Below are 14037 nucleotides of genomic sequence, written 5' to 3' on the forward strand. Positions count from 1 at the left end.
GTTTAGGGTTGTGGGGTTTGGGTGGTTTCTGGCTGTGGCTGGGTGTTGCCTGTTTTTGGTGGGGCGAGTTTGGGTGCTTTAAACATCAAGAAGCCCCCTGCTACTCGTAGTATGGCTGCGGCTATGAACAGGTAGATTCCAGCGCCTACGCCCCAGTTTACGGTGGTGGTTCCAACGATGGGGAATGCTGTGCTGGTTGTTCCTTGGATGGGGTTGGAGGCTATGGTTTGTATCATGGTGGTTACTTGGACGGGTATGTCTTGGGTAGGTAGTAGTCCTGATGCAAACGGCAAGAACGCGGGTAGTTGCGAGATGAAGATCAGGATGATTATTATGGGGAGCAGTAGGGTTACGGCGCCTGTCATGAGTTTTAGCCCCAAGCTTTTGCCGCTTCTAACCCCCAGCACGTCAAGCGCTAACAGTATGACTCCCGCACCCAATGCGATAGCAAAAGGCATCTGAGTAGCAAACAAGCTGGTGTAGCCCGAAGTTGAATCCGAACTTGCCGCGCCCACAAACATGTTCACATTAAGCCCATTAACGCCGTCCATAGTCATCAACGTAACTCCGCCTTCCTGAGCCAAAGGCCCCGCCTGCGAAGAAGCCGTTATGGTGTACCATGGCAAAAACAACGCAGCAACCGTCAGCAAAATAGCTACGATACCCAGCATTAACCCGATGCCACCGTGTCCTTTAAGGAACTTTTTCACCATTAAGCCGCCCTTTCGTTGAATCCTGTATATGCAAACGCTTTTCCATGCGGCTCGCACGACGATGTAGATGAGAAATAGCATGAGGAAATTGGCTACGAGCCAGGCGAGGGTGAAATAGTTGCCTTCGACGGTGAAAGTGGTGCTTAGGTACAGGTCTGGATATGACCATCGGATTCCATCCTGGTTGAAGACTGGTCCGTGGGGACCTGCTTGACCCAATGCGACTTCTTGCTCCGTGCCCCAGTAACCCCAGCGTCCCTTAAACTCAAGCCAGCTTTGGCTCTGTGGGTGATTATTCACTTCGCCCAGCATCACCAAATTCAGTTCTTCCGGCATAACAGTTTTTCCGTCGCTGCCCACAACGTCGTTTTCGATGCCCATTTTGCCTTGATATGCTCTGAAGTAGTTGGCGTGTGAACCTTGAGCTACGTAAACTACGGGGTGCGTATCAACTTTTTCTACGTCGTTCCATGCAGCGTTTTGTCCTGCGCCGTGTTGGGAGAGCAGAACGGTCTGTGGGTTTCCTGCACTGTCTAAAAAGACCTGAATTACTTCGATGTCACCTTGATGGTTATTGAGGGGTCCATTGTTGTAGACGTAGAAGAGCCAGTACTGAATAATCGTTGAGGTGCCTCTTTGAGTAACTCGGGCGTATGCGTGGTAACCCATGCTGGAAGCTTGGTTTTCGTAATCTTCGGCTATGCTCTTGGCGTCGCCTAGTTTGTTGTCTAAGAACAAATCGATGCTTGAGTAACTGCCTAGACTTGCGGCTGTAGGTGAAGCGTCAACAAGGGTTGGGGTTCCACCGATGTGCCTTTGTTTGAGTGTGCAGCTTTCAATGATGTAGTCTACGTTTGTGGGGTAGAACGTTTCGCCTTGAGTGAAATGAAGAACAGGTGCGTACTGTTCTGCTAACTGCGTATCAGTCTGACCACAAACAGGAGACATGAACGCTGGAGAAGCTAACAAACAAACACACAAGAAAACGGTAAACAAAACCAAATAACGACGACTCTTCAATGACCCTGGGACAGGCACGTTTTGAGTGGGCATCTTTTTTCGCTCCCACTTTTACTCTCCAGATTAGCTATTTAATATTTCGTAATACCACTAGGGGTTAAATAGTGTGTTCGAAATTCTATCTATTTTAGAGCAAGATTTATGAGAAAAACAATCAAACACTTAGTAACGCGAGGCCACCAAAGATGCGGCTCAAAACCTTAGAAGAAACATACCACGTTAACGCAGACATTGAAGAAACGTCCCTGCGGGTACAAAAGGCACTATCTGAAATCGGCTTGAAAAACGTCGCCATAAAAAAGTATGTGCCGCCCCGTTACTTACTTGTCGAATACAGCCCCAGCTGGGTTGGAAAATCCCTTGAAATAGAATTTCTCTTCGAAGAAAAACAAGCAGGTACCGACATCGCAGTCAAATGGCCCTACACCAAAGAACTCCCCGCCAAAAACGACGTCCCCGACCAATTCCGCAAATACCAAGAAGAAATGAAGAAAACCACCGAACGCATCGTCACAGAATTCAAAACCAAAATCGGCGCAGTCAACACCTAACCCAAACTCGTTTTGCACCCGTGCCTACGGTGCCCCTACGTTTCTGTTTTGGTGTGTAAAAAAGCTGGTTTGTTCTCCGCCGTGGGTTCTTGTAAAAATGGGGGCGGTTATGTGGTTTGGTCTTCGTCGTCTTCGTCTTTTTCCCATTTGGATATTGTTAGGGTTTTTTCTCCCATTTTGAAGCCTACTCGTACGTACATGGAGCTGTTCACTTTTAGTGGGAACATGCTGTCTTCGGCTAGGTCTACTGGGAGATAGATTAGGTATCTGCCTTGGCTGTTCTTGAATAGGCGTGCCTTTCCTTCATTGACCATTGACTTCACCTTTACTGAAGTGTACCTCACTTAATGACGTACTCTTTTAAATTTGCTTCCCCGTTCAAGTCTCAGTTTCAATTTCAGAGGGTATAGGAAGTAGCGGCTTTTGCACGTTTGCGTCTTTTAAACAAAACAGCAACCGCCCCTACAGAGGCGGCTATGATGCATGTTACTACCAAAATGACTGTAGCTGTACTGATAAAGATTGTCACTGTCGTTGGCTGCGCAGCGCTGCTCACAGTTGTTGAGACGCCAAAATACGTTATGGTAGCGTTAAATGTCCCAAGCGGAATCAAACCCAAATCTATGGAGCCATCGCTTCCTGTAGCGGCAGTTACAACCGTAGCATTCGCGAATTCAATAGTTGCTTTGGCATCTGTCACGGGAAGGTTCAGGTAATCCTTTACATTTAACTGGGCACTGCTAACTTGACACGCAACCTCCTCCGTTACAGGTGCATCAACAACATACAATTCTAACAAATCAGGCTTCACATCAACATCTCCCCAAACAATGCTATGGAAACGGAACTGTGTCCCGCTATCCAGCCAAAAACCCTGCCCCAAAACAGGCACCACCCCGTCGTTGGCGGTTTCAATTTGCACCTTTTGAGGCGTTATAGGCGTGTCGCCGTTTTGGTCAGTGAACTTGAACCCAACCAGATACTGTGTAACTGAATCAAAGTTTAACTTTTGGCTGCTGTCGATGGTTATGGCGGGCGTGGTATAAGTGCCGCTGCCTTCTTGGGCTACTTCGTGTGCAACGCCGTTGAGCGTGTACCCGATTAGGTTTTGGCGGGTGCTGCCTTCGCCCCAAAGATAATCCGTGGATACCGCTGTTTGGGTGCCTGCATCAAAAAAATCATCTCCTGTTGGGGACGCTGGAACCGTGGTGATGTTGTTGCCGCCCACGACTTCAAGGCGGTATTGCGTAACAGTATTTAGCGTGATTGTTTGGGGCTCATTCATGGTTATTTGAACCGTAAAAACGCCTTTTCCTTGCCGCGTCAAAGCCGTTGGGCTGTCTTGGTTTATGGCGTAGGCGGCGATGTTGATTCGTGACTGAGCAGTTAAAGCCGGTTTTGAATATGCAAAACTGACGGTAACACGCGTTCCAAGGTCATACCATCCACTGTCGCCTGCTACAGGTGGGTTTATGATGGATTCCACAAAATCGTCTGGTATGCTAAGTTCGTATTGTTCAACAGCGCTGACTTGAATCTGATGAGGTGCATCCATGACAACGGGAAATACTACGGCTTGAGCTGTCTGCACAGACGTTTCCGCTCCACTGTCCACGCGATAACCTGTTACCCTCTGACCCACCCCAGATGCCCTATCAGATACGCTCAAAAGCTGAACCTGCACCGTTGACCCTCTATCATACCATTGAACATTTTCCTGTGCCCCGACAATTTCAAGTGAATACTGCTCCGTGTACGCTATAGCGTCTGGAAGCTGGTTGGGCTGGGTTATGCGCCATTGGCTGGTCTGGGTTGCCCATCTGGTGGTCTGTGTGGCTTGCAGCGGGTTGGTTGCGGTGGCGGTTGTTTGACGCAGAGCCCAAAACGTTTGGGGCGTTATTTGTGAAAGCGTTACCTGCGTGGTTTGCACGGTACCCTGTGTGGATGCTTGAGCGGGTGCGGTGTAATAGGTTATTGTTGGGTTTTGGGTTGGATTGGTGCCTGTGATGGTGTAGCTTGTTGTTTGGGCGAGCAGGTTGTAGTAGTAGATGGTTTGGTTGGTGCCTGATGCTATTTGGGTGGGGCTGTTGCTTGCGGTTAGGACCCATTTTTCTTGGCTGTTGGAGTTTGTGCTGGCGGCGGCTACTTCAAGGTTTGTGTTTGAGTCCGTGTGCAGCGTTAACGTGCTGTCTTGAATGTATGTTGTCTGCACGTTGCCCCCTGATGTGTAGGTTACTGTGAACTGGTTGCTTTCCGAAAGCGGTGTGGACTGCCCTGCAGGTAGCAAGGTTATGGATGTGAGCAGGGATCGTCCGTAGTTGCTGGTTAAGGGGCTGCCTAGTCCTGTTACGTAGTCGTAGCCTGTGGTGGCGTCGTAGCCGTTTGAACCTGCTAGTATATCACGGAAGTAGTAGGTGTAGTTTTGGGATTGCGCGTTTAGGTACAAGTTATCGTTTGATGCAGAATGGCTTAACGCGTTGATTGCTGCCCATTGTGGAGCACCTGCGCTTGTACCGCCCACTATATACCAACGTGAATCATGGTACACCGCAAAACCCGTGGATGGGTCAGCATTGTAGGATACGTCGGGGGTGGTTCGTTTGCTGCTTTGGATGCCGTATTGTGCTTGATAATCTGGTTGAGGTTCGTAGGCGCTTATGCCTCCGCCGCTTTTACTCCAAGCCGTCTCCGAGAGCACCGTGCCGTAAGCATCTAAACTAAGCGTTGTCCCACCAACAGAAACCACATTTGCCGAACTCGCAGGCCACATACAACCCGAACCGTTATCCCCTGAAGCCGCATAAAAAACCGCGCCATACGCACTAGTAAAATGCCTGTTGCTTCGAGTCTGCGAAACAAACTCGTCCGAGCCCCAACTCATCGAAACAGAAACCACATCAGGTCGATTTCGTGCATAATCCACCGCCGATAGAAGATCATTAAGAGTTTCAGATTCCGCTTGAACCAGCAGTATTTTCGCTTGAGGCGCAATAGCGTGAGCCCACTGGACATCTAACGCTGTCTCCAACGACCACCCTTCATCAAACGAAATTTTTGGCGCCATGCTATACACTTCAAGGTCAGCCTCAGGCAAACCAAATCGCTCACTAAAAACTGACAAATCCGAAGCAATATCAGGTGCCCTATACGCTACAACAACCGCAATCGTAGACCCCGCCCCACCTGACGACGGCAAATTATACGCGCGGCGAACTTGATCAGGAGAGTACCCCGTTACGGCGTAAGGGTCTGCTAAGGGAAAGACTTCAAAAAGTGGCGATGCCTTCCCGTTTTTTTCTGTTAACGTGGCATGTGCTTGGGTTACATATACCTCGCTTAGAATTGTAACCGAAAACGACAAAACCAAGGCAAAGGCTAAGACGCGACATTTCTGCACGTATCTGTTTCCTCGTTTAAACAATTGCACAAAACCTTTAAAACGTTCTCTCACCCGCAAGCTTAGAAAAAACTTGAGATACACAAATACTTCTGGCAAAACCCAGATTTACCCAAAGCCTCGTAGTGGCTGGTTTGCTGGGACTTTGGCAACCAAAACAGAAGAGAGAAAGAAAACCGTCAGCTTTTGTGCATCAGCACTTTACAGCCAAAGTCCATTCAGCCCAACCTGATTTACTCGATTTTTTAGAAAAAAAAGAAAGGTGTGGATTTTTTTTGTTTTAGCGTTTTCGTCGGAATATCGTTACTGCGGCGATTGCTACGATTATGATGATGACTGCAGCTGCGATAGCGATGTATGTTGTTGTTGGTGTTGCGCTTGTTGGTGGATTAACTGCGGTGTCAGGTGATGGCGAGGGGGAGACAATGTTTGGGGAAGCAGCGTTTGAACTAACTGACAGGTATGTTGTTGAATACGAAGGCCAATATGATTTGGAACCTTCGAATGTGGCTGTAATCTCGTATTTGCCTTCCATATCAGGTGTCCATGCAAATCCGTATTTGCCGTCCATGTTGCATGTAGTTGTGCCTATAGTTACGGGGGCACCGTTGGGGTCAATAGCGGTTAAGGTTACTTGAACGCCTTTGGCATTGCCTGGAATCGGGAACTGCTTGTATAGGTATTCCATCCACTCAGTCATGTACTCATCAGCAATAGCCGGGGTATCTTTAGCGCCCGGAGACTGGTCGGTAACAGAGCCTTCGATTAGTATTCCATTTCCGACTCCCACAACTTTTGGTGATGCTAAAACGGTTGTTTCTGTTTCGCCTTTGCCATACGCGTATACTAGAAGGTCATAGTCATCAAGGGCTGCAATGTAGCCATCTGAAATCACGGGGTTCTCTGTCCACATTGATATGGTCCAGAGTTCTTCACCTGCAGAGCTTATGCAACGTAGCCGTGAACCTCGGTGCGGCGGATTAATTGGCGAGTGCTCACCTGTCTGCAAATAGATTTTGCCGTCTGCAATGAAGGATATTTCTGTGGGGAAGTTTGCTCCATAAAGCGCTTCTCCAGTTGGGTCTGAAGCTTCATATTTCCATAGCAATGTGCCATCGTGGACGTCATAGCAGTACAAGACGCCTCCGTAGCCTGCAGTGTATAATTTGCTGTCAGCAATGTACGCGGCGGAACGAATGGCATCCCACGTTATTTGCGGTTCAGTTGGGCCCCATACTTTTTCGCCTGTCTCTAAGCTATAGCCGTTCCATCTGTTCAGCTCTTTTTCGCGTAGAACGAAAATGCCATCTTCAAGACTTACTGTTCCTCGTTCCATGGTGACGTTACCCTCTGGCGCATGGTACTGCTTGTGCCACATCAAGTTCCCTTCTTCACCTGGCTTTAGGCTAATTGCCCACAAACTCCAGGGGTCGTAGCTGTAGTATCTTTGACCTAAATCAGAACCTATGATTCTGTCGTCAAGAACCGTCCATATGCTGCCTGATAAGTCAGTGGGTATTGATACGTTCCACGTGTAGGGGTTAACTTCCCATGAGGTTTCTCGTCCTGCAGCGTTCTCAATTGTCCACGTATAGGGTTTGCTTACGTCTAGTGTAGTTCCAGGCCAAAGTCGGTATTGCCATGCATCAGTTCCGTCAGGGCCAGCTAGTGGAATCGCGTCACTTGAATTCCAAAGTGCCATCCAGCCGTTTGCTGTATTGACTTGGTATATCAGGATTTCGCCGTTTGGACCAAAGGTTCGTGTTCCCGAGGGTACGCCTGTGAAGCTTAGTATCCAGTCGCCTGTGAATGCATCGTACATGTCCCATCTAGCAGTTGAGCCTGAACCGCCAGTTGCCCACAAGTATGCAAAAGCACCGTGTTGGTTGGGTGAACTGTAGTAGTAGATTTGTCCAAAGCTTAGGGTTGGGTATCCTTCCCAGTTGCCGTAATTAGCTCCACCACCGCTCAGAACTACGCTCACTGGGTCACCGCGTCCAGTGCTGTTGTTGCGCCAGATTTCTTCTCCAGTTTGCAAGTCAACAGCGACAATATCTGTCCAGTATTGAGAGTGCCCATAACCGTATTCCTTGTAGTAGAGTACACCGTTAATGACTACCGAGTTGGCAAATTTGTTTTCGTATGCTCGCCCCTCATGATAAGAGTGAGAGCCATACTCTCCGCCAACAAGTCCGCCATCACCATAGGGTTTTGTCCAGATGATGTGAGCAGATTCAGGTCCTCGAGTGTAAGCTGCGTACCTATTGTCTGGCGCACTAAGCCAGTTTCCAGAAATTGCATACCAGTTTCTATGCACCGCGTTTATGGGTCGAGTCCAGTAGGTATTGGTGTCAGGAACAGGCGTATCTTGCCAAGTTGGTGTTGCTTCTTCCTGCACGGTCAATTCAACTTCGTTGCTGTCGCTGGGTTGGAAGTAATACTCATCAGGGGGTAGCCAGCGTCGCGGCGTATCTTCAGGGATGTCTATTGTTTGACCAGGGAAGTGTGCTTGAAAAGTGTAGGTGCCGACTTGGTTAGGCGTATACAGAGCCCAAAAGCCAGAGATAGGGTCGCTATTAAATGGTCCCAAAGTTTCTGTAGAGCCATCCGGTTTTGTTACGTCAATTGTGATGCCAATCCATGGATCACCGCCATGGGATACGGCATAGGGTGGCACCAAGTCAAGCCAGCCAGTAACGTACGCGGGTTGATTTACCTGTACTGGATTGGGTATTGCAACTAGATACGTATAGGTGCTCATCGTGCCTTCAGCCTCAGCTGTAGGTATTGCAGCCATGAATGCAGATGTTGTCAATAGCAAGGTCAACGCAATGGCAACTAAAATAGTGTTTTTAGAGTGTTTTTCATTTTTTGCAGTATTCAATTTTTATTCTCTCCAATTCTGTTAGCTGTGTTTATCTGCAAATTTTTTGTTTTAAAATTTTGTAATGTATAACATATACAGACGACTTGCGCGGGCATCATGGTGTTATCATGGCGTGCTGTATTTGCACTTAAACAGCTCATCCTCAGATTCCAATATACGCGGCAAATCTGAATAAAAAACTGCTAAGTTGACAAAGAAAACTTGCAAACTTCCAAATATCAAGCAACCGTTTTTTTGCCAAAGCTTATAAAATTTAGCAACAGTGATAGCAATACCAAATAGGAAACACGATAGGGGGCACTATGAAGGTGGCGTTGCCCGCCTCTTTTGAAAGTATTGTATTAATTCTGTCTGAGCTAGGACTTACTACTTCCGAAGCCAAGGCATACATAGCACTTCTCCAAAACGGGAAATCAACAATTGATACTATTTCAAAAACTACTGGAATACACAGGACTAATCTGTACAAAATTATCCAATCTCTTGAAAACAAAAATCTTGTGGAAAGGGAGTTAAAGGCATCTGCCACTCGATACAGGGCAATTCCATTTTGCGACGGAATATCTATGCTGCTTGACCGCAAAAGACTCCACATGTCAGAGTTGACTTCAAAAACAAAGACTGCAATAGCACAATTTGAAAGACTAAAACAACCCGCAGCCGGAATGACCAAAAAGCACGACGCTGATTCTCAATACCTAACGGTCGTTCCCCGAAAAAGAGTCATCATTGAAAAACAAAGAAAATCAATCCACAAAACTGCCCTAAGCATAGACATCGTCACTTCAAAAAAACGTTTTTCAAATGTAATTGAAGAGTTCATGGATGACTTTCAACTGGCACTAAAACGTGGCGTAACAATCCGAATAGCAACAGAAGCGCACAACATCGAAAAAACCACATCAGGCCTTCTACAAACATTACAACAAAACCCCAACTTCGAAGTCAGACACATACCATCCCCAATCAACGCCATAGGCGGCATATTCGACAACAAAGAAGTTTGCCTAATACTATCCCCCACAACACCTTTCGCAGCATCCCCCGCACTATGGTCAAACAACAACTGCTTAATACACATCACACAAACCTACTTCGAAACCCACTGGAAAACAACCCAGCCACCCCTACAACAAACCCCAAACAAACTCTAAAACCAAAGTTTTTATGTTCTTTGTTTTTGCTTACGGTTTTTCTGCTGATTATTGTTCTCATGACAGTTACGTGCTAAACTAACACTTTTGTTAACAATTCAAGATATGGCTATGTTGCTATGTTCTGCTACTATGTTGATGCACTAATTTTTTATTATATAACGTTGCATTATTAACATGTCGTGCGGGGGCAATCAGAAAAGTTGCAGGGCTTGTCTCAAGCGTTTAGCCACTGTGGGCAAGGCTTAGTTGGAGTTGAAGATGTAGCGACCTTGACGGCTCTGGGTCTTACGGGTAGGCAAGCTCGTGTTTATCTTGCATTACTTAAAACAGGTACTGCCACAGCCAAAACAATTGCCCAGGTCTCTCAAATAAATCGGCAAGACATCCACAGAGTAATCAACACTCTTCAACAAACAGGTTTTATCCAAAAAGAAGTAACTACCCCTACTACATTCACACCAACTCCAATAAAGCAAACTCTACACATATTACTCCACCAAAAAACGCACCAACTCACTATCCTCAAAAGCAAAACCGAACTGCTAACAAAAAAATACAGGCACCCACAAATAACCCAACCCCCACCAATTTCTTATCTAGGAACTCTCTCAGAAGCCGATCACGGAAAAAAACACAAAACCGCTATCCAAGACACCCAGCATCACATCCAAATAGTAACCACATGGAAACAATTCCGACAAGCAACCACAATCTATGAGAATCACCTCAAAAACGCCCTCAACAAACACGCAATCATTCAAATGATAACCCAAAAACCACAAAGCCAACTTCTTCCAAACTGGGTTAAATATGCTATGACAAAAAATAATACCTTCAAACTAAAATTCCTCGATAACCCGCCAGCTGCTACATTCACAATATTTGATGACACAAAAGCAGCAATAGCCCTCTCCAACACCGCAAGCTTCACACGCGGACCTCACCTTTGGACAAACAACCCTACTTTAATCGCCACATCACAAGCCTACTTTAACACCAACTGGGAACTAGCAGAATAAAGCGCAAAAGTATCATTATCTACACACCAAACAAACCATAGACGGTTTAATTTACTAACTTTTGAAAGTGACTCACATATTTTTTGCCTTAGTTTGACCAATCCGTTGTCTGCCTGAACCACAGCCAGAAACACGTTATGTATCTACATCGGCAATTTTGCTTTCATAAAAATTTGGAGAAACAGAAATATCTATGAAATCAATTAAAAAAAATCTGAGAATTCAACGAAATCAAACATTAACCGCGATTGCATTAATTTTGATGTTGTCTATTTCTATGCCCCTGCTATCTTTGCCACTTGCTACCGCACATGATCCGCCATGGACGATTCCAACTTATGCATACATAAGTGTCGCGCCAGACCCTGTCGGAGTTGATCAAACATGCCTCATTATATTTTGGCTTAACCAACTGCCGCCTTCTGCAGCAGGTCTAGGCGGTGACCGCTGGAGAAACCTGACAATTGACATCGAAAAGCCTGACGGGTCAACAACCGTTTTGGGCCCCTTCAATTCAGACCCGGTCGGTTCCTGCTATACACAGTTTACGCCGGACCAAACTGGCATGTACACTTTGACATTCAATTTTCCTGGTCAAGTAGCTTCCTTATACGGACCCGGTGGAATTGCTGGTTCTAACAGCCCTTACATCAATGACACCTACACGGAGAGCAGCGCAACAACAACGTTAACCGTGCAGGCTGACCCTGTACCCGGTTTACCTGAATATCCCCTTCCAAACGAGTACTGGTCACGCCCCATAGAAGGACAGAACATAGCATGGGCTAGTCTTGTTTCAAACTGGCTGGGCTCTCCACAGATTGTAGCAAAGCTGCAACCAGACGGCATAGCTCCAAGTAGTGCTCACGTTATGTGGACAAGACCTATTTCTTTCGGAGGAATTGCTGGAGGTCAATACACAACTAATAACGCTATGCCTTACTATTCAGGAACCGCATATGAGGGCAAGTTTGGGTCACCGCTAATTCTGTATGGACGACTCTACTACGATTTGCCGCAAAGCAACTCACGTTCTGGTGATGGCTATGTCTGTGTGGACCTTCAAACAGGCGAAGAAATTTACTGGCAAAACATGACAGCGCCAACATTTGGGCAACTTTACGACTACGAATCGATGAACCAACACGGTATAATCCCCAACGGATATCTATGGAAGAGCGTTAATGACCCCGCCAACGGTGGCTCAGTGTGGATGGCTTATGACCCTATGAATGGCAACTGGTTATTCAACGAAACAAATGTTCCTAGAGGCACACAAGCTTATGGTCCAAACGGCGAAATACTCATCTACCAACTTGACTACGAAGGACGCTGGCTCGCAATGTGGAACAACACTGCAGCACACGGTTTGACAAACTCGCGGGACCCAACAGATTGGACAAGCAGTAACTACTATCAATGGCGCCCCCTTGGTAAGAACGTCAATGCAAGTGATGCCTACTCGTGGAACGTTACCGTGCCTGATTTGCCCGGAGTGGCCCCTCCCGCGATTATTAGCATAATCCAAGATGACGTAATGATTGGCACAAGCAGCACTATGGGTGGTCTTTTAGCTTCTGGTACCCCAGACCCCTACACGATTTGGGCTGTTAGCTTAAAACCCGAGAGTAGAGGCGAACTTATGTGGATAAAAGACTTCCCTGCTCCTGCAAACAACCTAACTCGTTCAATTGCCCAAGTAGACCCCGTAACCAGAGTCATAGCAATCTTAGAGAAGGAAACTCTTTGCTATTATGGTTTAAGCGTAGATGACGGAAGTGAACTGTGGGGTCCAACTCCACGTGAAGCTGACTTCAACTACTACGCTGACGTTGGTCTGCCACGCAACAACATCGCTTACGGTCGACTTTACTCTGTAGGCTACGGCGGATTCTGTTACTGCTATGACCTTACAGACGGTAGATTACTTTGGACCTACGAGGCTCCTGCAGGCTTTGCAACACCTTACGGACGCTACCCACTAGGTATTGGCGCAATCGCTGACGGAAAAGTCTACCTATACTCCACTGAACACTCAGCCAACTCGCCACTGACTCCCGGCGCAAAGATACGCTGTGTCGACGCGTACAGTGGAGATGAAGTCTGGAGCGTATTCTCTTACGGAACACAAAACGGCATGGCTGTCGCAGACGGATACTTGGTTTTCCTCGACCTCTATGACATGCAAATCTACTGTGTTGGCAAAGGACCAAGCGCGCTAACCGTGACGGCTCCAACTACTGCAACACCACAAGGAATCAATGTCCTCATACAAGGCACAATCACAGATGAAGCCTCAGGAACAAAACAAACTGAACAAGCAGCACGTTTTCCAAACGGCGTACCCGCAGTATCTGACAGCAGTATGAACGAGTGGATAGAGTACGTGTACATGCAAAAACCCCTACCAACAGACGTAACTGGGGTTGAAGTGCACTTAACAGCAATAGACCCTAACGGAAATATCCAAGACATTGGCGTAGCTACAAGCGACGAACTAGGCAACTATGCAACTGAGTGGACCCCCCCTATTCCCGGACTATACACCGTAACAGCCACCTTTGAAGGATCAGACGCTTACTATGGCAGCAAAGCAGGAACAGCATTTGTAGTATCAGAAACCGCAGCCTCACCCAGCATATCACCACAACCGTCAACCGACGTATCACAGCCACCAACTGCCACACCTACACAACTAACATCTCCATCACCAAGTGAAGCACCACAACCACCGACTAGTGGTATGCCAACTGAAACCTACATCGCCATTGTTGCAGCCGTCGTAGTACTCATCGTAGCCGCAACTATCATTCTCAGACGCAAAAACTAGACAAACAAACACCAACCTCTCCCCTTTTTTAGCCACAACAAACCAGCAAAATCGGACTGAATGGACTCTGGAAAAAGATAATGCATACATCAGCAACAAATCATCCGTTCATTCTCTCTCCTGTTTGGTTCCCAGAGCCCCAGCACCCCTTCACCCCTTCAACTATAAAGCCCAAAAAGACGGTTAAATCCCACACATGCAAACCACACGCTAAAACGATTACTGCCAAAAGAACACATGAACATATAAAACAAATTGTCGATTATTCACCACTATACATGCCCAGTAGTTTTAGCACAGAAATAATAAACAGCTAACTTGCTGACATCTTGTTTGGTGGACGGGGATAGCTTCATGCTGTCGTTTAACCCGTCGGTATCTTTGGTTTTATGGTACTTCCTGAACTTGACTGTCTTTCTTTCCAGATTATGCATTTAGTGTTTTTGTTTATTGACCTTTCTTA

8 protein-coding genes are annotated in these 14037 nt (G+C 46.8%); 4 read left to right on the top strand and 4 right to left on the bottom strand.

Features of this window, described 5'->3' with window-relative positions; translation table 11 throughout:
• Positions 1-2: 2 nt before the first annotated feature.
• A complete protein-coding gene (locus tag NWF04_02945) occupies positions 3-1766 on the bottom strand; it encodes a Vps62-related protein (GenBank protein ID MCW4005543.1) in 1764 nt (587 codons plus the stop codon).
• Between the two features lie 152 nt (positions 1767-1918).
• On the opposite strand from NWF04_02945, the gene NWF04_02950 reads away from it, so the two are divergent.
• Positions 1919-2284 (top strand): hypothetical protein, encoded by a 366-nt coding sequence (locus NWF04_02950; GenBank protein ID MCW4005544.1) that lies wholly within the window; start codon positions 1919-1921, stop codon positions 2282-2284.
• A gap of 107 nt (positions 2285-2391) precedes the next feature.
• Here the strand turns inward: NWF04_02950 and NWF04_02955 are convergent, their stop codons facing one another.
• The 3 genes from NWF04_02955 to NWF04_02965 all read right to left on the bottom strand — a co-directional run bounded on the left by NWF04_02955 (position 2392) and on the right by NWF04_02965 (position 8508).
• Complete coding sequence (locus NWF04_02955; protein MCW4005545.1) at positions 2392-2598, bottom strand: hypothetical protein; 207 nt, start codon at positions 2596-2598, stop codon at positions 2392-2394.
• Between the two features lie 83 nt (positions 2599-2681).
• Positions 2682-5681, bottom strand: a complete 3000-nt coding sequence (locus tag NWF04_02960; GenBank protein MCW4005546.1) for a S53 family peptidase — start codon at positions 5679-5681, stop codon at positions 2682-2684.
• A 280-nt stretch (positions 5682-5961) separates the two neighbouring features.
• Positions 5962-8508, bottom strand: coding sequence for a PQQ-like beta-propeller repeat protein (locus tag NWF04_02965; GenBank protein MCW4005547.1), 2547 nt, complete (start codon positions 8506-8508; stop codon positions 5962-5964).
• Positions 8509-8870: 362 nt separating this feature from the next.
• Here NWF04_02965 and NWF04_02970 point away from each other — a divergent pair, with 362 nt between their 5' ends.
• The 3 genes from NWF04_02970 to NWF04_02980 all read left to right on the top strand — a co-directional run bounded on the left by NWF04_02970 (position 8871) and on the right by NWF04_02980 (position 13574).
• The gene (locus tag NWF04_02970) at positions 8871-9722 is read left to right on the top strand and encodes a hypothetical protein (protein MCW4005548.1); all 852 of its coding nucleotides are present in this window, start codon (positions 8871-8873) and stop codon (positions 9720-9722) included.
• 212 nt (positions 9723-9934) lie between these two features.
• Complete coding sequence (locus NWF04_02975; protein MCW4005549.1) at positions 9935-10744, top strand: helix-turn-helix domain-containing protein; 810 nt, start codon at positions 9935-9937, stop codon at positions 10742-10744.
• 277 nt (positions 10745-11021) lie between these two features.
• Positions 11022-13574 (top strand): PQQ-binding-like beta-propeller repeat protein, encoded by a 2553-nt coding sequence (locus tag NWF04_02980; protein MCW4005550.1) that lies wholly within the window; start codon positions 11022-11024, stop codon positions 13572-13574.
• Positions 13575-14037 lie beyond the last annotated feature (463 nt).

The organism is Candidatus Bathyarchaeota archaeon (assembly GCA_026014465.1).
In the GTDB taxonomy this organism is placed as follows: Archaea; Thermoproteota; Bathyarchaeia; order Bathyarchaeales; family Bathycorpusculaceae; genus JADGNF01.